Raw genomic sequence first — 23,002 nt, forward strand, 5'->3', positions numbered from 1 at the left:
ACGGTTTTCGGCTTCGTCAGGAAATGGATGGAGAGGCCGCTGGCCTCTCCGGGTCCCCCTACGCCCCTTCTCGTGAAAGGGGCGTGGCATCACACCGTCAGATCTGCTCTACAGACTTGTCGGTCGGCTCGGCGATCAGCTTCTTCAGCTGTTCGCTCATGGGGAAGTTGAGGTTCAGGCCTTTTGGCGGAACCGGCTGCTGGAACCACTTGTTGTAGATGTCGTTGATTTCGCCCGAAGCGAAGGTATCGCTGATGGCCTTGTCGACCACCTTCTTGAAGCCTTCGTCGCCCTTGCGAACCATGCAGCCGTAGATTTCGAAGGACTGCGGGGTGCCGACCACGTGCCAGTCGTCCGGCTTCTTGGCCTTGGCCATTTCGCCGGCCAGCAGGGCGTCATCCATCATGAAGGCCACGGCGCGGTTGGACTCGAGCATCAGGAAGGACTCGCCGTGATCCTTGGCGGAAATCACGTTCATGCCCATCTTCTTCTCGGCGTTCATGGACTTGAGCAGGCGCTCGGACGTAGTGCCGGCGGTGGTTACCACGTTCTTGCCCTTGAGGTCTTCGAAATCGTTCACGCCGCTGCTCTTCTTGGTCAGCAGGCGGGTGCCCACTTCGAAGATGCCGACGGAGAAGTCGACCTGACGCTGACGCTCGACGTTATTGGTGGTGGAGCCGCACTCCAGGTCCACGGTGCCGTTCTGCACCAGCGGGATGCGGGTCTGGGAGGTCACCAGGTTGTAGCGGACCTTCAGGTCAGGCATCTCCAGCTCTTTCTTCAGCTCTTCGACGACCTTCAGTTGCAGGTCATGGGAGTAGCCAACCGGCTGCTTGGAGGTGTCGCCGTAATAGGAGAAGGGGATGGACGAGTCGCGGTGGCCCAGGGTGATGGTGCCCGAATCCTTGATCTTCTTCAGGGTGCCGGTCAGTTCGGCGGCGAAGACTGGGCTGGACATCAGGGTGGCGGCGACGGCTACAGCCAGTACGCGGGGGACGATACGCATGGGTCGGTTCCTCGGTGTTGTTGTTATTGAAGACGTACGCTGGGGTACGTGCCTCCATGTGGAAGGGCTATCGCTTTCCTGCCTTGTAAGGAGCAGGATGTGTGCCAGGCTGCGGCGCTAACGCTCTCATATCGCAACTGTATGAATACAAAGGCCTTTTTTATTTGGTAGGGGTGCTGAGAGCAGACGTTGCGGTCGGATGTTCGGTTTTTTGATCGCTTGGTGTTCGGGTTTCCGAATGAGGATGGGCGGCGCTGAAGGCCGCCCGGCAGGCCGTATTAGCGGTTACGCAGGAAGGCGTTGATGAATTCGCCCTGGTTGGCAGCGTCGCGCTCGGTGGTGAACTGAATGCGATTGCCCTGTTCGCGAATCTTCATTTCCTTGCCGAAGCTGCATTCGACGGTGTTCAGCTTGGCGGCCTGTTCCTTGAATTCCGGCGAGCTGCTGCACAGGTTGTTCATCTGATTGACCACCTCGCCGCAGTAGCCGGACACGCTCAGCTCCTTGAGCAGCTGCTCGTCCATGGCCTGCCAGTTCACTTCGGTCTTCAGGGTGGTGCCGCAACTGGCCGACGCCTCCTGGTCCATCTGCTGCAGGCGTTCGACGTGATACTGCTGGCGCTTCTCGCGGTCGAACTCGGCCAGCTTGTCCTGCACGCCATCTTTTTTCTGCTTCTCGTACAGCGCCAGCAGCTCGGTCGGTTTGACCGCCTTGCTGGCCTTCTCGTCGAAGCTCAGGTACAGCGGCTCACGGTTGCCCGGCAGGTACAGCTGGTAGGACTCCCCGCCCCACTCCTGGCGCTGGCCGATCAGCACGTAGGCGCTGCCGTCGAGGGTGGTGGCGTAGTCGCTTTCGTCCTGGCTGCGTGGTTTGACGTCGGTCAGCAACACCACTTCATCCAGCGCATGGTTGATACCGCTGATCTGCACCAGAGCCTGTTTTTCGTCGCTGCTGGGGGCGAGCACGACGTTGATGCCCTTGTCGGCGACGAAGGCCTTGGGGTATTTCGCCAGCTCCAGGGCGCTGGCGTTGAAAGTCAGGAAGGTTGAGGCGATAAGCAGCGACAGCCGTGTCATGGCATGGTCCTTTGGTGGGTAATGAAGCTGAGTCTAACGGCGTCTGACAGCGGGTTCTGTGAGCCCGTTCCGCGCTGTCAGACGTCACGCTCAGAATTGCATCACCACCCGGCCCTCTATCTTCCCGGCACGCATCTGTTGGAGTACGTCATTGACGTTGTCCAGCCGGTCACGGTGGATGGTTGCTTTGACCAGCCCTTCGCCGGCGAAATCCAGCGCTTCCTGCAGATCCGCTCGGGTGCCGACGATCGAGCCGGTGATGCTGATGGCCTTGAGCACCACGTCGAAGATCGGCGTCGGGAAGTCGCCCGGCGGCAGTCCTACCAGAGCGACGGTGCCGCCCCGGCGGGCCATGCCGATGGCCTGGCCGAAGGCGCTGTTGGATACGGCGGTGACCAGCACGCCGTGGGCGCCACCGATGTCGCGCTGAATGACCTCGGCCGGGTTTTCCTGGCGAGCGTTGATGGTCAGGCTGGCGCCGAGCTTTTTGGCCAGCGCCAGCTTGGCGTCGTCCACGTCGATGGCGGCCACGTGCAGGCCCATGGCCCGGGCGTACTGCACCGCCACGTGACCGAGGCCGCCGATGCCGGAAATCGCCACCCACTGGCCGGGCCGGGCACCCGTCACCTTCAGGCCTTTATAGACGGTAACGCCGGCGCAGAGGATCGGCGCGATCTCGGCGAACTCGACGGTCTTGGGCAGGATGCCTACATAGTTGGGGTCGGCCAGCACGTATTCGGCGTAGCTGCCGTTGACCGAGTAACCGGTGTTCTGCTGATCGGCGCAGAGGGTTTCCCAGCCGGTCAGGCAGTGTTCGCAGCAGCCGCAAGCGGTGTACAGCCAGGGCACGCCGACCCGGTCGCCTTCGCGCACCCGGGTCACGCCGGCACCGACCGCGGCAACGTAGCCGACGCCTTCATGGCCTGGAATGAACGGCAGGCTGGGCTTTACCGGCCAGTCCCCGTCGGCGGCGTGCAGGTCGGTGTGGCAAACGCCCGCCGCCTCGATCTTCACCAGTATCTGCCCGGGGCCGGGCAGGGGCACTTTCACCTCCTCGAGCCGCAGGGGCTCGCCGAAGGCATGGACGACGGCGGCTTTCATGGTCTGCTGCATGGCACGATCCTCCTCGATAGGAACCCCAGTATGGAGGGCCCGGCAGGGCGGATATTGCTCCAGGACAAATTCCGGTGCCCATGGCGCCACCGGCCGACAGGCGGTCGGTTATCGATTTATGCGCGACTGCAGTATAATTGCCGATTTGCGCAAACCACGCCTCCCGCGTGGTTTGTTGTTTCTGCCGCGGCGCCAAGCGCCCGATCAATCGACATGGCGCCCTGCGCCCGAGACGTAGAGAGGCACGACGATGAGTGCACTGGTTGGCGTGATCATGGGTTCCAAATCCGACTGGAGCACCCTGAGCCATACCGTCGAGATGCTCGACAAGCTGGGCATCCCCAACGAGGTGAAGGTGGTTTCCGCCCACCGCACCCCGGACCTGTTGTTCCAGTACGCCGAAGAAGCCGAGGGCCGTGGCATCCAGGTGATCATTGCCGGTGCCGGTGGCGCTGCCCACCTGCCGGGCATGTGTGCCGCCAAGACTCACCTGCCGGTGCTCGGTGTGCCGGTGCAGTCGTCCATGCTCTCGGGCGTCGACTCGCTGCTGTCCATCGTGCAGATGCCGGCCGGTATTCCGGTGGCCACCCTGGCCATCGGCAAGGCCGGCGCCATCAACGCCGCGCTGCTGGCGGCGAGCATCCTCGGTCATCAGCACCCGCAGTTCCACGCGGCGCTCAAGCAGTTCCGCGACGAGCAGACCAACACCGTGCTGGACAACCCGGACCCGAGGGCACAGTGATGAAGATCGGCGTAATCGGCGGCGGCCAGCTCGGCCGCATGTTGGCCCTGGCGGGCACTCCGCTGGGGATGAATTTCGCGTTTCTCGACCCCGCGCCGGACGCCTGTGCGCAAGCCCTGGGCGAGCACATCCGTGCCGATTACGGCGATCAGGATCACCTGCGCCAGCTGGCCGACGAGGTCGATCTGGTGACCTTCGAGTTCGAGAGCGTGCCGGCGGAAACCGTGGCTTTCCTCTCCCAGTTCGTACCGGTGTACCCGAGCGCCGAGTCGCTGCGCATCGCCCGTGATCGCTGGTTCGAGAAGTCGATGTTCAAGGACCTGGGCATCCCCACGCCCGAGTTCGCCGACGTCCGGTCCCAGGCCGATCTCGATGCGGCCGTTGCCAGCATCGGCCTGCCGGCGGTGATGAAGACCCGCACCCTGGGCTACGACGGCAAGGGCCAGAAGGTCCTGCGCAAGCCCGAAGACGTGGCCGGTTCCTTTGCCGAGCTGGGCAGCGTGCCGTGCATCCTCGAAGGCTTCGTGCCGTTCACCGGTGAAGTGTCGCTGGTCGCCGTGCGCGGCCGTGATGGCGAAACGCGCTTCTACCCGCTGGTGCACAACACCCACGACAGCGGCATTCTCAGCCTGTCGATCGCCAGCACCGCGCACCCGCTGCAGGCGCTGGCCGAAGATTACGTCGGCCGTGTGCTGAAGCAACTCGACTATGTCGGCGTGCTGGCCTTCGAGTTCTTCGAGGTCGACGGCGGCCTGAAGGCCAACGAGATCGCCCCGCGCGTGCACAACTCCGGGCACTGGACCATCGAAGGCGCCGAGTGCAGCCAGTTCGAGAACCACTTGCGCGCCGTCGCCGGCCTGCCACTGGGCTCGACCGCCAAGGTCGGCGAGAGCGCCATGCTCAACTTCATCGGCAGCGTACCGGCTGTGGATAAAGTGGCGGCCATCGACGATTGCCACCTGCACCACTACGGCAAGGCCTTCAAGGCCGGGCGCAAGGTCGGCCACGCCACCCTGCGTTGCGCGGATCGGGCGACCCTCGACAGCCGCATCGCCCAGGTGCAGGCGCTGATCGACGCCGGCTGAGGAGGTTGAACCTCTCCGGCACCGCTTCCGTCTGATGAAAGGCGCCGCATTCGTGCGGCGCCTTTTTCATTTCTGGAGGGCGTCATGGGTATTATCGGCACTATTTTCATCGGCCTGATCGTTGGCCTGTTGGCTCGCTTCCTCAAGCCGGGCGATGACAGCATGGGGTGGATCATGACCATTCTGCTGGGCATCGGTGGCTCCATCGCCGCGACCTACGGTGGCCAGGCGCTGGGCATTTACGAAGCGGGCGAAGCGGCGGGTTTCATCGGCGCGGTCGTCGGTGCGATCATCCTGCTGGTGATCTTCGGCATGATCACCAAGAAGCGTTGAACCGGTAGCCTGACGCATCGACGCCCGGCTATCTCCCGTTGTCATCATGTGAGTCCCGTCGATGCGTTACCTGTTGTTGGTCCTGCTGTTGCTGAGCGGCTTCGCCCGCGCCGAACTCCCCGAAACCGACTGGCTCGACCTGATGCCTGAGGAGGATCAGCGCGCGCTCGAGCAGATGCCGGAAATCGTCCATAACGGCCCGGAAGGTGCCGGCACGTTCGACAGCAAGGGTGGCTTGAAGCAACAGGAGAAGGGCCTGCCCGCCGTCATGTACTCGGCCAAGACCGTACCAGGCATGAACGGCAAGAAGATCCGCCTCGGTGGCTACCCGGTGCCGCTGGAAACCGACAACGCCGGGAGAAGCACGCTGTTCTTCCTGGTGCCATACCCCGGCGCCTGCATCCACGTGCCACCACCGCCGCCGAACCAACTGGTGCTGGTGCGCTACCCCAAGGGCATCGCCCTCGACGATATCTACGAGCCGCTGTGGGTCAATGGCACGCTGAAAGTCGAGTCCGTCAGCAACGATCTGGCCGATGCCGCCTACGCGCTGGATGCCAGCAGCGCGAGAATGGTCGAGGAAGGGGATCTGTAATGTGAAAACGGCGCCAGGAGGCGCCGTTTTTTGTACTCAGGAGCGGATGACCAGGTGCATGGCCTGACGGGCCATGTCGACGACTGCTCGGGCGAGCAGGTCGAGTACCCAGCGCAGGAAGAACGTGGTCACTTCAATGGTCGCGGGCACGGCACGGCCCAGGAATTTGAAGATTTTCACGATCAGGGCGCGGACCGAATCGCTGATGTCTTTGCAGATCTGGGCGCCCTGCACCAGGATCCCGGCAATCTGATCCAGCACCGTAACGCCGATGGTGATCGCGCTACCGATAACGATATTGGCGGCCTTCTTGAGCAGGTACTGCATAGCCTTGGAGATCATCCACAGGGTTGCTGAGGAAAACATGGTCGGACCGTAGCTGGCGCTTTCCAGCCAGATATCGATTTCCCGATCCAGGGGCGGCTCCGGATTGCGATAGAGCCCTCTCCAGCTGGCGTCTCCAATCGAAGGCAGGTAGGAGGTCATGCGGTGAGCGTCAGGGCTGATCTGCGCGCCCTTCCACGGAATCATGCAGACATTACCGGTAACCGGCACATGGCTGAACGGGAAGATCGGCACCATGCTCACCGGGTCGGCGCTGTGGTAGACCCGGTGGATATTGTCGGCGCCGAGCTTGCCGCTCAGGTGGCGGGCAAAGCCGGCCACTCCGGTGCGCGGCGAGCCAAAGGTGTAGAGCTTGATGCCGGCCACGCCCAGTTCGCTGAGATGGTCGGCTGCCAGGGTGGCGAGGGCGCCGCCCAGGCTGTGACCCACGCAGTGCACGGTGCTGGGGTTGCGCCCGCGCATGAAGGCGTCGAGGTCACCGCGCAGGGATTTGAACGTCTCGTTGAAGCCTGCGTGTACCGGCCAGGTGCTGGGTCCGCGCTGCAGGCCGGCGTTGGCATCGGTCAGGGCGTCGGCAATGCTGTCGGTACCGCGAAATGCCAGCAGCATCTCGCCCTGGCGGCCGCCCACGCCATGCACCGCATAGGCGAAGCCGGTGCGGGTACGAAAGATCGCACCGCTGGTGCCACTGGCCATCTGCAGCTTGGAGAAGTCGAAGGCGTTACTCAGGCCGAGACGGGCGGCTTCATCCTCCACGCCGCCCATGGATGACATGACGGCATCCTTGACGGTGTAGACATGGGTGGCGATTTGCGCGGATTGCTTGGGGCTCAAGGGGTTCACAGCCGAATCCTTCTGGTCTGGTGAGGGTGATGGGGCATCACTGCAGGACGCAGATGCCAAAGGTCTCTGTCTCGGGATGGGCGACAGGCTCGCTGTTCAGTTCACAGATGAACGTCAGCGGGCGGTTCTTCACTTCGCCCAGGTTGTCGTAGTTGTGCTTGGTGAATACCCAGCCCTTGTGTTCCTTGCCCTGGTACCTGAGCGTGATGCGCTGGCCGGTTACCGGTTCGTGGGGCATGAAACCGGCCGTCAGTGACTTGGCCGTGACAGCCGGAAAGTGGAAGCGACCCTGCGCGTCGCTTTTCGTATTGTTCTTGCGGTGTTCGTTTTTCCAGTGCCAGTGATATTCCTGCTCGATATCCACGCCTTGCACGGGCTTGCCATCGAGCAGCACCGTGCCCTGGACCTCGGAGAACAGATAGAGCGTCTTGGAAAAAGCCATGGCGTAACCCTGTGTGAAAAGTCCGATAAGCAGCAGTGCGCAGCAGGAAAGCGTTTTGCGGTTCAAGGGCGTTTCCTCGCCAGGTGAATATGATTCTTGGGTGGACGGAGTCATCGATAAGCGTTTCCTTGCTTGCCGGCCTGCTAGGAAATATCGGCCACCGAGGCAGGTCCTCATCAACGGGTGGCCCAGCTCAGTGGCGCTCCCTGCGTGGGCAGTTCGAATCGATCACCGAGTATAGCGAGGGGCGTGGTGGGGATTTCTTGAGCATGTTCGCACTCTCCTTGTGTCGTTGGTCGCTTGAGCTCAGCAGCCCAGTAATCGCTTTTGCCGGCGTGCCGGCGCATCCGTTGCAAACAGAACGCTGGTCGGCTGGTAGCGCGCCAGCAGGCTGGCGGCCGCTCGGCGTTGCCGCTGCATCCCGCTGCGCAGTACCGCCATGCATTGCTGCTCGCTGAACGGCTGGCCTAGCAGGTAGCCGGTGCCTGGCTGCAAGCCTTGTTGCTGGCTCTGCCACCACTGCTCGACGCGCTGCGGGTCGGGCCAGGGCAGGTCGATGTCCGGATCCATGCTGACGTTGGCGTCGGACGGATCATCGCTAGGGCCTTCGTCGTAGTCGGGATAGACGTCTAATTCCAGGTCGAGTTCCGCGAGGTCGGCGCCGGTGATCAGGCTGAAGGCTTCAGCCGCTGCACGGGCCGTGGGCAGGTCGTGCATCTGTCGAATCAGCCAGGCAATGGTCTGCGGATCGCCGAGCAGGCCGATAGCCTGGATCGCCATATGGCGGTGCGCCGCGCTCTGCATCAGGCCACGCAACCAGGCGACGCTGGCCTCACGCGGCTGCCAGGCGAGCAGCACCTCGAGCGCGGGCCGGCGTAGCTCGCCGGGATGCTCGGCGAACAGGCGCAGGTTGCCGAGCGCCTCTTGGTCACCCATCTGGGCGCTGGCCCAGTTGCTCCAGAAGCGGACTTCATCGTCGCCGTGCAGACGGTGCTGACGCAGCGGCTGTAGCAGATCGCGCCGCCGCAGGGTGCCAGCCAGCCGGGCCGCGGCAGCCAGTACGCTGGCATCACCGTGGCCGAGGGCCGACAGCAGCGCCGGGCCCGGATCCTTGCCGTGCAGGGCATGGGCAGCCAGGGCGATCCGGCGGCGCTGGGCGTTCGTGGAGCTCAGGTCGCGTTCGATCAGCGCGGAGGCTTCGTGCCACTCCAGCCAGCCCAGTGCCGCCATAAGATAAGGCTCGCCTTCAGGATGCTCTTGCAGATGCTGGTACAGGGTTTCCAGGGCGCTCTCGTTGCCCAGCCGCAGCGCCAGCGCTGCCGTGGCGAATACCTCGCCCTGGGCGTGTGGGGTGAGGTGCTCCAGTAACAGGTGAAGCCCCTTGAGGCCGGCGATCTGCAGGCCGTCGAGATGAGCCTCGATCCGCTCGTCCAGGTCGCCGAGATGGGCCAGGTCATAATGCGGCGCGCCGACGGCGTAGCTGCGCAGGCCGGCGAGAAAGGCGGCTTCTTCTGCATGCTGGTCGAGGAGGGTGGCGATCATTACTCGACTCGGGTCCACGAAGTGCCATCGAAGGCCAGAATGTCATTTTCCCCGATGGACCAGAGCACCCCATCTGCACTGCTCAAGCTATGGCAGCTATTGGGGACTAGATCACCGAAGTCGACTAGCTCTAGCTGGTCTGCGTTGAGCCAGTACAGTGCATGGAGTGTCGAGACATAAAGCTTGCCGGCAAACCACTCGAGATCCCAGATATCCAAATCGGTAGCTTCATGCTCAACCGGTTCCCATTGATCATGCTTACCCCGCAGCAGGATTCCGTGCATGCCGCAGGCATAAACCCAGCCGTCTTCGGCACAGCACACCCGAGTGAGGTTTATGTTGGTGGGGCTGGCGCAATTCTTCCAAGCCTTGCCATCGAAATGCCAGATTTCGCCATACCAGCCGACGGCGTAGATATCGTGCTCGCTGTAACCATGAATGGATTCGAAGCCGAAAACCATGTCCTTGGCTGGTTGGTCCGGCATGTCGTCGTGCAAGGCAATCCAATTGCCTGGGCCGTCTCGTTTGAATACCTGACGATCCATGCCGCACACATAGGCGAAACCACCGATATTGCGTATCTCCCGCATGATGCTCAACGCTACGCCGGGACAGGCTATCTGCTCGTCATAATCGTCGTTGTTGCCCATCACACGGATATCGCCGTGCTCGCCTAGTGCGATAGCTTGATCCTTTGGCGTTTGAGTAACGCAGATCGAATGAGCGTTCCAGCGCCCTATCTCATACATACCCCATCCGCCATTATCCCAGGCATAAAAAGAGGTATGTGGTAAGCCGTCCGCGGCAAGATCAGGGTCAATGCACAAGACATAAGCGAGGTCGCCGTAGCGCACGGCCCCGCTGCGGTAACGGTAACCAACGTCCTTGAACATCATCGTGTGGTACTCCCTGAGTTATCTATTGACCGTTTGCCCTTGTCGTATTGCTGCCAAGCTTTCTCGGCAACCTTGCTGTCGGTTTTGCCACTGGGTGACGAGGGTATTTTCGTGTCCGGTTTCACGCCTACTTCGGGGCTGGAGTGGTAGGCGTTGAGTTGCGACTCCAGACACTTCTGATCACATCCGCCCTGAAATACCATATTCACTGACGCGGCCCCGCATTCGGTGGCCTGGCGCAAGGTCCATGTGCCATCGGGAGCCAGCTTTTTTGCCCTGACGCCTTGATAGGTATGCATCAAACCGTGGGTTGCGGTCGTATTGTCAGGGCCTTCCGCGCATACGCAGGGGGCTCGATCAAGGTCGTATTTCGAGTTCTTGAATTGAGCTCTCAAGGAGCCGCCTTCTTTGCGGGTGCCTGGTTCGAGGAACGCCGAAGCCTCTATGAGATGGTGGCCTGTCTGGCCTGGGCAGCAGCCTGGTTGGCGGTTTTTACCGCGACCTTTAGGCTTGTAGGGGGTCAGCATGCAACGTCGAGCCTGCAGGCATTTATTGGCGCGATTCTTACTGGCGAGTCGCTCGTAAGCGCTCTTGACCGACGCATTGGCCTGGGTCCTGGCCGCGGAGCCCTTGGCGGTAAGCGCCCGCGCTTTTTTCGCTTTCACCAGTTCGGTGGTTGGTGGGCATGGGTCGTCGTCTCCATGAGGGGTGTATTCCTTACAGGCATCTTTCTCTTTCTTGATGTCTTCCTTGCACGGCCCTTCACCCTTGCTCACTGCCATCTGATCCAGATACGGCCAGGTCGGCGTATTCCCCGGAAACGACCCATGGTTATGGGTCGTCAAATCCATATGCCGCACCACGTTCTTGCCTTCGAACTTGACGTCCATCGACCAGGAGGTGAAGTACACCTTGCCCTTGATCTTGCCCGTGATGATGCCTTTCTTCGGGGCGCGGCCGGGTTCGTCGCCGTAGCTGGTCTTGTAGTAGCTCTTGTTCTTGAGCATCACTTCCTTGCGGGTGATGCGGATGGTGCGCGTGCCCTTGGTGGTGTCCTTGGACAGCCCGGTGTTGGGGTACGGGATCGGGATGCCCAGAGGCATCGGCGGCGTTTGCGGCGGGGTGAAGCAGACGTCGGGAAAGGCGGCGATGGATTTGCCGCTGGCCGCCTTGCAGGAAATCTCCCGGTTGTTGGCATAGACCTCGTTGGCCATCAGGCGGCTCCTACCCGTTGGTAACGCAGCAACGCCACGGCGCGTTCGCCGGCGTCGTTGCCCAGTTGATAGACGATGTTCGCACCAGGGCTGTAGCCCTTGCGCGAGGCGGCCAGCGCCACCGCCAGCATGGCCGGGCCGATGGCGGCGCCGCATTCGCCGATGCAGTCGGCGGGGTGCCAGATGTCGAACTCTTCCTTGACCACCCGCAGTGTGCGGCTCAGCGCCAGGGCGGCTTCCTTGAAGTAGTACTGCTCGCCGGAGTTGTCGGTCAGGCGATAGTCCATTTCTTCCATACGGCAGTTGCCGTCCTTGAGCGCCGCCTGGGTGGCCTGTACCAGGCCGTCGGCGCGCAGCGGGATGTCGTCGGCTTCCACGGTGGCCTTCTCGACGCCAAAGCCCAGCCCAAAGCAGATCAGCTGTTCGGCTTCCTGGCGCACGGGCGCGCCGACCACCACCGCCGCCGCCCCTTCGCCGGGAATGAAACCGTTGGAATGCCGGCTGGTGAGCAGCCGCTGGCGCTGCTCTAAGGCGGACAGCGTGGCAGCGTTGATAAACGAGTCGACCCCGGCGATCAGCACATGCCGATGGCCACCTTCGTGGATCAGCCGGCGCGCATTGAGCAACGCCACGCCGGCGCTGACCCGGCCCCGCGGGATCAGCGTGGAGGCTTCATGAAAGCGCACGCCCAGCTCGCTTTCGATATCGTGCAGCAGGCTGTTGTCCAGGCCGTCGCTACGCCCTGGGCGATCCAGTTCGGCGACGCCAAGCAGCAGCGGCGTTGCGGTGCAATCGATGCCCGGCACGCCGGCCAGGCTTTCGGCGATGGCGCGGGCGGCCATCTTCACCAGCTTGGTGCGGCCGCGCCACGGCTCCTCCAGCGGCACGCTGGCGGCGATCTGCCATTCGCCGCCGCCGTCGAGGAAGCGGGTTTCCTGGAAGTTGTCGAGGGCGCAGCGGATCGCCGCGCAACTGGCCGGCGCGCTCAGGCCCACGGCGCTGACCATACCGCTGGAGAGGATATTGAGGGCGCTCATGACAGGTCATCCTCGGTCGAGCGGCTGCGGCTCAGTGCGGCCAACGACGGATAGTAGTCCTTGCCCAGCTCGCGGGCGCGCCACCAGGCCCGGGACTTCTCGCCCACCAGCACCTGGGCGATCTCGAACAGGCTGCGCTTGAGGGGGCGGCGGGTGCGCCAGGTGATTTCCACCTGGTTGGCGTCGGTGTCGACCAGCAGGGTATCGATCACAGCCTCTGCCGTTTCATGGCCGCCGGCGCTGAGAAAATAGGTCACCGGCATGCGCACGCTGGGCACCCGGAAGCCGGCGCGCTCGGTGGGCAGCAGGCCGAGCAGGAACACCTCTTCGCCGCCCTTGAGGTAGTCGGTCTGCTGGTCGGCTGGGGCCGCCTGGAAATAGCGCTCGTCGAAGTCCCTGGGCAGGAAGGGGAACTGCTCGTCCTGCCAGGCCTGGTCGTAGGTGCCGGCGAAACCAACCCGCGCTTGCCAGTGCTTGCCCAGCGGGCCGAGGGCCATGGGCTCGAAATCGCCATGGGGTGCATCCACTGGTTGGCCAAGTTTTTCGGTGTTGGGCATCGGCATGCCGACCACGGTGCCGCCGCCCAGGCTGCGCGGGTACCAGCCTTGGCCGGCCGGGTTGCGCAGGTTGCACAGCAGTTGCTCGGGGTTGCCCGGCGCCGGGTGGCTGCCGCCGAAGGCGCTGGCGTAGGAAATGTCCTGGCGCACGAAGGGCTGCGGCGCGCCGGCACTGGTGCCCAGGGCGCCGGGCTGCCAGTGGCGCGGGCCGAACACGCTGAACGCCTTGCTGACCCGGCCGACGCGGATGCCCACGGTGAGCTGGCTAACCGGCCGCCCACCTGGCGCATGGGCGCTGCCACTCACCAGCACGTCGCAGTACGGCTTGAATGGGGCGAAGTCGAACTCGCGCAAGGGCGCGGACAGCGCCGGGTCGCCAGCAAAGGTATCGCTCATCAGCAGCGGCTGTTGCTCATCGAGCAGGCGCGCCACGCTGCCGTCCACCGGCAGGCTGAAGGTGCCCTTGACGATGACCACCAGGTATTCGCGGCCATCGGCGTCCAGGCCCTGGTTGTAGGCGGCCACCATTCGTGTGGCGTTGAGCAGTTCCATGGGTGGCTTCTTAGTTGATCTGCACCGAACCGCCCTTGATGCGGTTCACGCCGCTGGAGCGGCTGGACAGATAGGCGCCCTTGATCAGCACCTTGCCCTCGCGGGTCAGGGTGATGCTGGCCTTGCCGCAGCGCAGCACGATCTCGCGTTCGGCGCTGAATTCCAGGCGCTCGCCGTCCAGATGCGCGACCGCGACCGCGGCCGGTGCCTGCGGCAGGCGCTGGATACGGCCGATCACCAGTGGCTGGGCCGGGTCGCCAGCGACGAACATCAGGGCCACCTGGGCGCCGATGTCCTCGCGGCTGAGGGCCGTGGTGGTGGTCGCGGCGATGCCGGTCTCCGACGGGCAGCCGGCAAAGGCCACCACGGGGCTTGCGGCTTGCGGCACATCGAGCAGTACGCCGATGACCACGCCGTCCAGGCGAGTGGCGGCGGCGGGAGTGTGGTGCTGGACAGTCATGGGGGCTCCTGGCGCTGATCGCGGCCTAGTTCTGCAGGATCTTCTGGCCTTTCATCACGATGTTCTTGGCGGCCTTGACGTTGATCGCTCCAGAGCCGTCGATGCTGATGTTCTTGCCACGAATGAAGATGGTGCCGTCCTTCTTCATGGTGATGCTGGCGGCGCCGGTCTGCAGGGTGATCGAGTCACCTGCCTTGAGCACGAAGTTCTTGCCGACGTTGAGGGTGTCGTCCTTGCCGATGCGGGTGTTGCGTTCGCCGCGCACATAGCGCGATTCGCTGCCGCCGACTGCGGTGGTCTGGTTGGCGCCGATGAACACGCTTTCATTGGCGGTGACCAGCTCGGTGCGGTCGGCGCCGATGGTGATGCGCTCGTTGTTACCCACGCTTTCGGTACGATTGGCGCCAATGTTGATGGTTTCGTTGCTGCCCACGCTCTCGGTGCGGTTGGCGCCGATGCTGATGGTCTCGTTACTGCCTACGCTCTCGGTACGGTTGGCACCAATGCTGATCGATTCGTTGCTACCCACGTTTTCGGTGCGGTTCACGCCGATGGTGATGGACTCGTTGTTGCCGACCTTTTCGGTACGATCGACGCCGATGGTGATGGTCTCGTTGTTGTCCACCGTCTCGGTGCGGTCGTGTTTGACGTGCACCGTTTCGTCGTTGTCGATGGTCTTGCTGCGGTCGTGGCCGACCCAGTGGGTCTCGTCGTTCTCGACCTCGATGTCCTGGTTCTTCTCGGCATGGATGAACAGCTGCTCTTCGCCCTTCTTGTCCTCCATGCGGATTTCGTTGAAGTTGGCCGGCGTGCCACCCTTGCTCGAGCGGCTCTTGGTGCCGCTTTGCGTGGCGTTGGCGGGCAGGTCGTAGGGCACCGTCTGCTCGGCGTTGTAGACGCGACCGGTGATGATCGGCCGGTCGGGGTCGCCTTCCAGAAAACTGACGATGACTTCCTGGCCGATGCGCGGGATCTGGATCGAGCCCCAGTTCTTGCCGGCCCAGTTCTGCGACACACGAATCCAGCACGAGCTGTTCTCGTTGGATTGGTCGTGGCGGTCCCAGTAGAAATGCACCTTCACCCGGCCGTACTGGTCGGTCCAGATTTCCTCGCCCTTGGGGCCGACCACCATGGCCGTCTGCGGGCCTTGCACGATGGGCTGCACGGTCTGCGGAAGTGGGCGGAACACCTGGCTGGCGTCGATGCAGGTCAGGCTGCTGTCGAACTGGAAGTTCTCGTTGCCGCGGCCGCTTTCATAGAGATCCTGGGTGATGGTGTACTCGCTGTCGACGATCAGGTACTCGCGGTTCTGATCGTCGCGCGGGTAATCGGTAAGGCTGAACAGGTGCCCACTGCCCAGGCCGCGGGCATTGCCCTTCAGGCGGATCTGCTCGTACTGCGCCTGGATGGCCTCGATGCGATTGCGCGCGTACTGCTCGCCATCCTTGCTCTGCACGTATTCGCCCGGGTAGTCGTAGAGCGGATAATCGGCGTTGCTATGCTCGCGGGCGATGCTGGAGCGCACCTCCAGGCGTGCGCTGGGGCGCTGGAAGTCGTAGTCGTTGAGCGCCAGGGAGCCGGGCTGCACTTCGTGGGCCAGGTGCCAGTCGTGAATGTGGTCGCGCTCGCGCATCTGGTCGTCGAGCGGATAGAACGGCACGCGCCCATAGCCGGGCGCCGTGCTGTGGGCACCATAGGCATCGCAGAGCACCAGCACATGGCGTTCCTGCTCGTGGCGGAAGTAGTAGTAGATGCCTTCCTGCTCCATCAACCGGCTGACGAAATCGAAGCTGGTCTCGCGGTACTGCACGCAATAGTCCCACTCGCGGTAGGAGCGGGTCAGGGCGTCTTCGAAGTCGGAAAAACCCAGGTCGCGGAACACCTGCTTGACGATGTCCGGCACCGTCTTGCTCTGGAAGATGCGGCAGTCGGAGGTGCGCGACAGCAACCATAGCCAGGGCTTGAGGGTGACCTGATAGCTGGCGAACTGGCCACGGTGGGCGGTCTGGCTGCAGCGCGCGACGATGCCGTGGAAGTAGCGGTCGCTGCCGTCGGCCAGTTGCACGGCCAGGCCCATGGGCTTGCCGAGCAGGGCGTTGAGCTTGAGCGAGGAGTTTTCCGAGGCCAGGCTGAGCTCGTAGTGGAACAGGCGGCCCAGGGATTCGCTGCCGGCCAGGCGCTCCATTACCAGCACGTTGTCGCCGAGCGGGCTGTTGACCTTGGCCATGCGCGACTGTTGTGTGATTGCCATGTGCGTATCCCTGCGATGCCATCCTGTGCCGAAGATAACCGCGAACGCGGTTATCTGCTGAGACGCCGTTCGGAATGTGCGCTCATGCTGGCGAGTCTGTCGAAAATCCTTCATGTGCCGAGGCGATCTTGGCGCGCTGCCAGGTCGCTCGGCGAAGCTGCCAAAGGTGGCGCAAGCCCTATGAGCTTGTCCAGTAATGGCAAGGCGCCACATTGCGCCGTACGGCTTGCGAGCGCTCGCGCCTGGCCCTAAGGTGCGGCTTTCGCACCTGGCGCCCTGTCGATGAATCTGGATCCTTTCGCTCCATACGCCGAGCTGGCTGGCCAGCTGCTGGCCGGCTGCGCGCCGTCTACCGACGATGGCGCCCATGACCTGTCGCACCTGCAGCGGGTGTGGGCCAACGTTCGGCGCTTGCAGCGCGAGGAGGGCGGCGATCTGCAGTTGCTGCTGGCGGCGGTGCTGCTGCATGACTGCGTGGCGGTGGAAAAGGATTCGCCGCTGCGCTCCAGCGCTTCGCGGTTGTCCGCTGCGCGCGCCCACGAGGTGCTCGCAGACCTCGGCTGGTCGAGCGAGCGCATCGCCGCCGTGCGCCATGCCATCGAGGCGCACAGTTTCTCCGCCGCTATTACGCCGACCAGCCTGGAGGCGCGCATCCTGCAGGATGCCGACCGCCTGGACGCCATCGGCCTGATCGGCGTGGCGCGCTGTTTTCATGTCTCCGGGCGCCTGGGCAGTGCGTTGTACGATGCCGAGGATATCGACGCACGCCAGCGGCCACTGGATGACCAGCGTTTCGCCCTGGACCACTTCCACACCAAGTTGCTGGGCCTGGCCGCCGGCTTCCAGACTGCCACCGGTTCGCGCCTGGCCGGGCAGCGGCACGCGCGGATGGTCGCCTTCCTCGACGCCTTTCGCGAAGAAACCCAGCCCTTCGAACAGTAGAGAACCCCATGCACTACGACGTTATCGTGATCGGCCTGGGCGCCATGGGCGCCGCCACCCTTTATCAACTGGCCAAGCGCGGCGTGCGCGTGGCCGGCGTTGACCGCTATGCGCCGCCCCACGACCAGGGCTCCAGCCATGGCGACACGCGCATCACCCGCCAGGCGGTGGGCGAGGGCGCGGCCTACGTGCCGCTGGCGCTCAGTTCCCAACGCATCTGGCGTGAGCTGGAGGCGCAGAGCGGGGAAGCTTTGTTCGAAGCCTGCGGCATGCTGATGCTGAGCAGCAGCCAGGAGCCGACCCGCGGCCATGGCACGCCTGACTTCGGCGGCGAAACGGCAGCGCTGGCCAAACGCTTCGGCATCGAACACAGCCTGCTGGACGCCGCCGCCATCCGCCAGCGCTTCCCGCAATTCGGCGGCTTCGGCGATGCTGCCACCGGCTATTACGAGCCGGGCGCCGGTTATGTGCGCCCAGAGCGGGCCATCGACGTGCAGGTTCGGCTGGCCGAGCAACTGGGCGCGGTCTTGCACACCAATACGCGGGTCGAGGCTATCGAGTCCGATGCCGGAGGCGTTCGGGTGCGCACGGGCAGCGGCACGCTTACGGCGGACAAGGCCATCGTCTGCGCCGGCATGTGGACGGGCCGGCTGCTGGGCGCATCGGTCGAGGGCTTGCTGAAGGTCTGTCGCCAGCAGCTGGTGTGGTTCGAGCTGGACGAGCCGGAGCGTTCTGCTGCCGGCTCGCCGGTGTACATCCTGCTGCACGGCGCGGCGGATACCGACAGTTGCTACGGTTTCCCGCCGCTGCCGGGCGAGAACGCCATCAAGGTCGCCACCGAGCAATACCGCGAAGGCTGCGACCCCGATGCGCTGGATCGCAGCGTCAGCCAGGCGGATATCGACGCCCTGTACGACGCCCACGTGGCTGGCCGGCTGCTCGGGGTTTCCCGGCGGGTGCTGAAGTCCAAGGTGTGCACCTACACCATTACGCCGGACTTCAACTTCATCATCGATACCCATCCGCAGATGGCCAACGTGACCCTGGTGTCGGCCTGCTCGGGGCACGGCTTCAAACATTCCGCTGGCATCGGTGAGGCCCTGGCCATGCAGTATTGTGGCGAGCCGGGGGCGGCTGATCTGTCGGCGTTTTCGCTGGCGCGATTCACGTCGTAGCCTGCTCGGGCGCGAGTGGCTTATCGACTGCAGCAGGGCAGGAGCAGCCACCCAGACCAACCTGTGGGAGACCCGACCTCGGGGCGAAGCGATTGCAGCCTGACTGCCTATCGGCGGTGCCTGAGCGAATCGCCGCGAGGTCACGGCTCCCACAGTGGATCGGATAAGACCGCTTCGCCCCTTTGCAGCTCGTAGCCTGTGGTTGAGCGTAGCGATACCCAGGAGATCATCCCGGGTTTCGCTGCGCTCTACACCGGGCTACGGAATCGGCGTCAATCATCCAACCAGCGATACATCACATGGCAATCCACCAGCCCCAGGGTGCGGTGGCGGTAGGCCTTGGGCAGGGTGCCGACAATGGCGAAACCGTGTTTCTGCCAGAGCGCCACGGCGACGGTATTGCTGGCCACCACGGAGTTGAACTGCATGGCCTGGAAGCCCAGCTCGCGGGCGACCTGCAGCGAGTGCTGGCACAGCGCGCTCGCCACGCCCTTACCGCGGGCGGCGGGCGAGGTCATGTAGCCGCAGTTGCACACGTGGTCGCCCGGCCCTGCGGCGTTGGCCTTGATGTAGTAGGTGCCGAGGATCTGCCCGTGCTCTTCGGCCACGAAGGTGGCGCGGGGCAGCTCGACCCAGGTTTTCCAGGCCGTCTCACGATCCATGGCCGGGTCATAGGCGTAGGTTTCCTGGCCCTGGACCACATCGCGGATGATGGACCAGACCTGATCGAAATCGGTTTCGTTGATGGAGCGAATATTCACGGGGCTTCCTGAGTGTTGGTCACGCCTTGAACATGCGTGGGTCGTAGGTGAAATCGTAGGTGTCGATGATGCGGATGCGGCTGATGGCCGGGTGCAGCGGGTTGACCACCAGGTTGCGCTCCAGCGGCAGCACCGCGGACGGCACGATCAGGCCGAGGTGGCTGACGGCGCGCAGCCAGACGCTGCCGAAATCCATGCTCGGGCGATCCACCGGCAGCGCGTTCCAGCCTTGTGGCAGTTCGCCCGCTGCGGGCTCCCAGTAGAGATCCGAATCGTCCGGCAGCTCGAAGCAGGTGATTTTCATCGGCATCGTCGGCGGGCCTTCGGCGTGCACGAAGGTTTCCAGGCAGCAGATGCCGGGGCTCAGGCCCATGTACACCGCGGCGATGTCCTGCTCGTTCCAGCGCCCGCCTTCGATGGCGGCGCCACGCCCGGACAGGTCGGTGGCTCGCTTGGCCTTGGCCACGCGCCAGGCACGCATCAGGCGGCGCCACCCCAATCGAGAGCATTGAGCACCCGGCGTACCTGCTTGGCGCCGATTTCCGTCTCGCAGAGCATGATCGGTGCCTGATCGCCGAGGGAGCGATTGGCGCGTGACATCCACTCGGCAGCTGCCTGGCGGCTTTCGAACACGTCCTCGGCCAATTGGCAGACCATGGCGATGCGATCCAGGCGCTCGGAGGCCACCGGATCGAGCAACTTGCGCTCGCGACGGCGACGTTCGAGGGTCGAGATCGAGGCGTTAAGAAGAATTTCCAGGCTGCGCTCGGGCAGGGTGAAGGTCGCCTTGACCGCCTGCGCCAGGTCGGCGGCGAAGCCGTCGCGAATCTGCTGCAGGCGCTCGGCTTCACTGAGCTTTTCCCGGCCAGCACTGAAATCCCAGAAGGCGGCGACCACGGGCGAGTGGTCATCCTTGTCCTGTTTGGCCTGACGCATTGCGGTAACGGTCATGCTGCCTCCTTCATTTGAATTAAATTAAGCGTCAAATGAAGGTTACACCTTTGGATCCGTGCTTGCACGCTCGGCTGTCGGCTATTGATCGTAGCCCTCGGCAATATGCTGATCCTTGAGCTTCACGTAGTTGCCGGCGGTGTAGCTGAAGAAATTGCGTTCCTTGTCGGTCAACGGCCGTGCCTGTTTCACCGGGCTGCCGACGTACAGGAAACCGCTCTCCAGCACCTTGCCCGGCGGCACCAGGCTGCCGGCGCCGATGATCACGTCGTCCTCGACCACCGCGCCGTCCATCACCGTGCTGCCCATGCCGACCAGGATGCGACTGCCCAGGGTGCAGCCGTGCAGCATCACCTTGTGGCCGATGGTCACTTCGTCGCCGATGATCAGCGGGAAGCCGTCCGGGTTGAACGGGCCGGCGTGGGTGATGTGCAGCACGCTGCCGTCCTGCACGCTGGTGCGCTTGCCGATGCGGATGCGGTGCATGTCGCCGCGGATCACGGTCAGCGGCCACACGGAACTGTCCTCGCCGATTTCCACGTCGCCGATGACCACCGCCGAGCTGTCGACGAACACCCGATCACCGAGCGTCGGTTTTGTGCCCTGATAAGTACGAATCGCCACGATAGAAACCTCTGAAGTTACGTCGGGGGTTGATTGTAATTAAGATGACCGCCATATCTGGTCAATCAGACATCTTATTCATTCCCACCACAGGTACCCGACGTGAGTGCGAACAATCCCCTGCTGCAAGATTTCGACCTGCCGCCGTATTCGTCCATTCTGCCCGAGCATGTAGAGCCGGCGGTGGATGCCATTCTCGCCGAGAGCCGCAGCGTGGTCGCCAAGGTGCTGGCCAGCCAGGGCGATGCGCCGCGCTGGGAAAGTTTGATCGACGCGCTCGACGAGCAGGGCGCCAAGCTGGGCCGCGCCTGGAGCCCGGTCAGCCACCTCAATGCCGTGCGCAACAACCCCGAGCTGCGCGCCGCCTACGAGGCCTGCCTGCCGAAGCTGTCGGAATACTGGACGGAAATGGGCCAGAACCGCGCCCTGTTCCAGGCCTACGAGGCGCTGGCCGCCAGCCCCGAAGCGGCGAAGTTCGATGTCGCGCAAAAGACCATTCTCGAACACGCCCTGCGTGATTTTCGCCTGTCCGGTATCGACCTGCCGCCCGAGCAGCAGAAGCGCTATGGCGAGATCCAGATGAAGCTCTCCGAGCTAGGCAGCCGCTTCTCCAACCAGCTGCTGGACGCCACCCAGGCCTGGACCAAGCACATCGAGGACGAAAGCCTGCTGGCCGGCATCACCGAGTCGGCCAAGGCGCAGATGCAGCAGGCCGCCGAAGCCAAGAACCTGCAGGGCTGGCTGATCACCCTGGAATTCCCCAGCTACTACGCGGTGATGACCTACGCCGACAACCGCGCCCTGCGCGAAGAGCTTTACGCGGCTTATTGCACCCGCGCCTCGGACCAGGGCCCGAACGCAGGTCAGAACGACAACGGCCCGGTGATGGCCGAGATTCTCGAGCTGCGCCAGGAGCTGGCGCGCCTGCTGGGCTTCGGCAATTACGCCGAGTTGAGCCTGGCCAGCAAGATGGCCGAGTCCAGCGAGCAGGTGCTGAGCTTCCTGCGCGACCTGGCGGTGCGCAGCAAGCCGTTCGCCGAGCAGGACCTGACCGAGCTGCGCGCCTTCGCCGCCGAGCAGGGCTGCAACGACCTGCAAAGCTGGGACGTGGGCTACTACAGTGAGAAGCTGCGCGAGCAGCGCTACAGCATTTCCCAGGAAATCCTGCGGGCCTACTTCCCGATCGACAAGGTGCTCGGCGGCCTGTTCGCCATCGTCGAGAAGCTCTACGGCATCCAGATCAAGGAGCTGCATGACTTCGACACCTGGCACCCGGACGTGCGCCTGTTCGAGATTTCCGAGAACGGCCAGCACGTCGGGCGCTTCTTCTTCGACCTCTACGCCCGCGCCAACAAGCGCGGCGGTGCCTGGATGGACGGCGCCCGCGACAAGCGCCGCGCGGTCGGTGGCGAGCTGGTCAGCCCGGTGGCCAACCTGGTGTGCAACTTCACCCCAGCGTCGGCGGGCAAGCCGGCGCTGCTGACTCACGACGAAGTCACCACGCTGTTCCACGAATTCGGCCATGGCCTGCATCACCTGCTGACCCGCGTCGAGCATGTCGGGGTGTCCGGCATCAACGGCGTGGCCTGGGACGCCGTGGAGCTGCCGAGCCAGTTCATGGAAAACTGGTGCTGGGAGCCCGAGGGCCTGGCGCTGATCTCCGGCCATTACCAGACCGGCGAGCCACTGCCTCAGGATGTGCTCGACAAGATGCTGGCCGCCAAGAACTTCCAGTCCGGCCTGATGATGGTGCGCCAATTGGAATTCTCGCTGTTCGACTTCGAGCTGCACGTCACCCACGGTGACGGTCGTAGCGTGCTGGAGGTGCTCGAAGGCATCCGCGACGAGGTCTCGGTGCTGCGTCCGCCGGCTTACAATCGCTTCCCCAACAGCTTCGCGCACATCTTCGCCGGCGGTTACGCGGCCGGTTACTACAGCTACAAGTGGGCCGAGGTGCTGAGCGCCGATGCCTTCTCGAAGTTCGAGGAAGAGGGCGTGCTCAACCCGCAGACCGGTCGCGCATTCCGCGAAGCGATCCTGGCGCGCGGTGGTTCCCAGGCGCCGATGGTGCTGTTCGTCGATTTCCGCGGCCGCGAGCCGAGCATCGACGCGCTGCTGCGCCATCTGGGCCTGAGTGCGGAGGCGGCATGAGCGACGCCCCTGTAGACGTCACGCCCAAGCGTTTCATCGCCGGGGCCGTGTGCCCGGCGTGCAGCGAGATGGACAGCATCAAGATGTGGAACGTCGACGGCGTGCCTCACCGCGAATGCGTGCAGTGCGGTTACGCCGACACCCTGGACGAGCGTGGCAACTCGGTCGCCAGGGAGCTGCCTACCCGCGTCAACGTCAGCGGCCTGACGCCGAAGAAACCGGCTGATCCCAAGGTCAAGGCGGTGCAGTTCTTTCCCAATCCAAAGCTGAAGAAGCCTGAATAGGTTTCACCTCGCGGAAACGAAACAA

At 63.8% G+C, this 23,002-nt stretch carries 24 protein-coding genes; 8 read left to right on the top strand and 16 right to left on the bottom strand.

Translation table 11 applies throughout. The features are described 5' to 3' along the window. Positions 1–97 precede the first annotated feature (97 nt). The 3 genes from BVH06_RS03930 to adhP form a co-directional block, all read right to left on the bottom strand. A complete protein-coding gene (locus BVH06_RS03930) occupies positions 98–1,006 on the bottom strand; it encodes a glutamate/aspartate ABC transporter substrate-binding protein (RefSeq protein ID WP_075933274.1) in 909 nt (302 codons plus the stop codon). A 278-nt stretch (positions 1,007–1,284) separates the two neighbouring features. Next, positions 1,285–2,082 (bottom strand): hypothetical protein, encoded by a 798-nt coding sequence (locus BVH06_RS03935; protein WP_075928899.1) that lies wholly within the window; start codon positions 2,080–2,082, stop codon positions 1,285–1,287. Positions 2,083–2,172: 90 nt separating this feature from the next. After that, positions 2,173–3,195, bottom strand: a complete 1,023-nt coding sequence (gene adhP, locus BVH06_RS03940; RefSeq protein WP_075933275.1) for an alcohol dehydrogenase AdhP — start codon at positions 3,193–3,195, stop codon at positions 2,173–2,175. Positions 3,196–3,445: 250 nt separating this feature from the next. On the opposite strand from adhP, the gene purE reads away from it, so the two are divergent. From purE to BVH06_RS03960, 4 genes are all read left to right on the top strand, one after another. Further along, a complete protein-coding gene (purE, locus tag BVH06_RS03945; protein WP_075928897.1) occupies positions 3,446–3,937 on the top strand; it encodes a 5-(carboxyamino)imidazole ribonucleotide mutase in 492 nt (163 codons plus the stop codon). Next, positions 3,937–5,022 (top strand): 5-(carboxyamino)imidazole ribonucleotide synthase, encoded by a 1,086-nt coding sequence (locus tag BVH06_RS03950; protein WP_075933276.1) that lies wholly within the window; start codon positions 3,937–3,939, stop codon positions 5,020–5,022. The genes purE and BVH06_RS03950 overlap by 1 nt, the downstream gene beginning before the upstream one ends. A gap of 84 nt (positions 5,023–5,106) precedes the next feature. Further along, a complete protein-coding gene (locus BVH06_RS03955; protein ID WP_075928895.1) occupies positions 5,107–5,355 on the top strand; it encodes a GlsB/YeaQ/YmgE family stress response membrane protein in 249 nt (82 codons plus the stop codon). A 61-nt stretch (positions 5,356–5,416) separates the two neighbouring features. After that, positions 5,417–5,950 carry a DUF3299 domain-containing protein gene (locus tag BVH06_RS03960; protein ID WP_075933277.1) on the top strand — a complete coding sequence of 178 codons (534 nt, stop codon included), beginning with the start codon at positions 5,417–5,419 and terminating at the stop codon, positions 5,948–5,950. Positions 5,951–5,986: 36 nt separating this feature from the next. Here BVH06_RS03960 and BVH06_RS03965 read toward each other — a convergent pair whose 3' ends face one another. The 9 genes from BVH06_RS03965 to BVH06_RS04005 all read right to left on the bottom strand — a co-directional run bounded on the left by BVH06_RS03965 (position 5,987) and on the right by BVH06_RS04005 (position 16,089). Next, a complete protein-coding gene (locus BVH06_RS03965) occupies positions 5,987–7,138 on the bottom strand; it encodes a lipase family protein (RefSeq protein ID WP_075933278.1) in 1,152 nt (383 codons plus the stop codon). A gap of 37 nt (positions 7,139–7,175) precedes the next feature. After that, positions 7,176–7,646: a DUF6795 domain-containing protein gene (locus BVH06_RS03970; RefSeq protein WP_075928892.1), complete on the bottom strand. Its 471-nt coding sequence runs from the start codon at positions 7,644–7,646 to the stop codon at positions 7,176–7,178. 240 nt (positions 7,647–7,886) lie between these two features. Then, positions 7,887–9,122 carry a TIGR02270 family protein gene (locus BVH06_RS03975; RefSeq protein WP_075933279.1) on the bottom strand — a complete coding sequence of 412 codons (1,236 nt, stop codon included), beginning with the start codon at positions 9,120–9,122 and terminating at the stop codon, positions 7,887–7,889. Beyond that, positions 9,122–10,018 carry a hypothetical protein gene (locus BVH06_RS03980; RefSeq protein WP_083651862.1) on the bottom strand — a complete coding sequence of 299 codons (897 nt, stop codon included), beginning with the start codon at positions 10,016–10,018 and terminating at the stop codon, positions 9,122–9,124. The genes BVH06_RS03975 and BVH06_RS03980 overlap by 1 nt, the downstream gene beginning before the upstream one ends. Further along, positions 10,015–11,232 carry a PAAR-like domain-containing protein gene (locus BVH06_RS03985; RefSeq protein ID WP_075928890.1) on the bottom strand — a complete coding sequence of 406 codons (1,218 nt, stop codon included), beginning with the start codon at positions 11,230–11,232 and terminating at the stop codon, positions 10,015–10,017. The genes BVH06_RS03980 and BVH06_RS03985 overlap by 4 nt, the downstream gene beginning before the upstream one ends. Continuing rightward, on the bottom strand, positions 11,232–12,269 hold the full coding sequence (locus BVH06_RS03990; RefSeq protein WP_075933280.1) for a 3-oxoacyl-ACP synthase: 1,038 nt from the start codon (positions 12,267–12,269) through the stop codon (positions 11,232–11,234). Before BVH06_RS03990 ends, BVH06_RS03985 begins: the two co-directional genes overlap by 1 nt. Then, on the bottom strand, positions 12,266–13,378 hold the full coding sequence (locus BVH06_RS03995) for a DUF2169 domain-containing protein (RefSeq protein WP_075933281.1): 1,113 nt from the start codon (positions 13,376–13,378) through the stop codon (positions 12,266–12,268). The genes BVH06_RS03990 and BVH06_RS03995 overlap by 4 nt, the downstream gene beginning before the upstream one ends. Positions 13,379–13,388: 10 nt before the next feature. Beyond that, entirely contained in the window at positions 13,389–13,838 is a 450-nt protein-coding gene (locus tag BVH06_RS04000; protein WP_075928887.1) for a DUF6484 domain-containing protein, read from the bottom strand. 25 nt (positions 13,839–13,863) lie between these two features. Continuing rightward, on the bottom strand, positions 13,864–16,089 hold the full coding sequence (locus BVH06_RS04005; protein WP_075933282.1) for a type VI secretion system Vgr family protein: 2,226 nt from the start codon (positions 16,087–16,089) through the stop codon (positions 13,864–13,866). A gap of 282 nt (positions 16,090–16,371) precedes the next feature. Here BVH06_RS04005 and BVH06_RS04010 point away from each other — a divergent pair, with 282 nt between their 5' ends. Beyond that, positions 16,372–17,031 carry an HD domain-containing protein gene (locus BVH06_RS04010; protein ID WP_075933283.1) on the top strand — a complete coding sequence of 220 codons (660 nt, stop codon included), beginning with the start codon at positions 16,372–16,374 and terminating at the stop codon, positions 17,029–17,031. Between the two features lie 8 nt (positions 17,032–17,039). Next, entirely contained in the window at positions 17,040–18,206 is a 1,167-nt protein-coding gene (gene solA, locus BVH06_RS04015; RefSeq protein WP_075933284.1) for an N-methyl-L-tryptophan oxidase, read from the top strand. A gap of 272 nt (positions 18,207–18,478) precedes the next feature. On the opposite strand, the gene BVH06_RS04020 is transcribed toward solA, so the two are convergent. From BVH06_RS04020 to BVH06_RS04035, 4 genes are all read right to left on the bottom strand, one after another. Then, on the bottom strand, positions 18,479–18,967 hold the full coding sequence (locus BVH06_RS04020; RefSeq protein ID WP_075933285.1) for a GNAT family N-acetyltransferase: 489 nt from the start codon (positions 18,965–18,967) through the stop codon (positions 18,479–18,481). A 19-nt stretch (positions 18,968–18,986) separates the two neighbouring features. Further along, a complete protein-coding gene (locus BVH06_RS04025; RefSeq protein ID WP_075933286.1) occupies positions 18,987–19,448 on the bottom strand; it encodes an RES family NAD+ phosphorylase in 462 nt (153 codons plus the stop codon). Beyond that, complete coding sequence (locus tag BVH06_RS04030) at positions 19,448–19,918, bottom strand: antitoxin Xre/MbcA/ParS toxin-binding domain-containing protein (RefSeq protein WP_075933287.1); 471 nt, start codon at positions 19,916–19,918, stop codon at positions 19,448–19,450. Before BVH06_RS04030 ends, BVH06_RS04025 begins: the two co-directional genes overlap by 1 nt. 81 nt (positions 19,919–19,999) lie before the next feature. Beyond that, positions 20,000–20,542, bottom strand: a complete 543-nt coding sequence (locus BVH06_RS04035; protein ID WP_027908502.1) for a gamma carbonic anhydrase family protein — start codon at positions 20,540–20,542, stop codon at positions 20,000–20,002. Positions 20,543–20,644: 102 nt separating this feature from the next. Here BVH06_RS04035 and prlC point away from each other — a divergent pair, with 102 nt between their 5' ends. Together prlC and BVH06_RS04045 are read left to right on the top strand one after the other, a co-directional pair. Beyond that, the gene (gene prlC, locus BVH06_RS04040; RefSeq protein WP_075933288.1) at positions 20,645–22,693 is read left to right on the top strand and encodes an oligopeptidase A; all 2,049 of its coding nucleotides are present in this window, start codon (positions 20,645–20,647) and stop codon (positions 22,691–22,693) included. Beyond that, the gene (locus BVH06_RS04045; protein ID WP_075928880.1) at positions 22,690–22,977 is read left to right on the top strand and encodes a YheV family putative zinc ribbon protein; all 288 of its coding nucleotides are present in this window, start codon (positions 22,690–22,692) and stop codon (positions 22,975–22,977) included. Before prlC ends, BVH06_RS04045 begins: the two co-directional genes overlap by 4 nt. Positions 22,978–23,002: the final 25 nt, after the last annotated feature.

The organism is Pseudomonas sp. PA27(2017) (assembly GCF_001945445.1).
Classification (GTDB): Bacteria; Pseudomonadota; Gammaproteobacteria; order Pseudomonadales; family Pseudomonadaceae; genus Aquipseudomonas.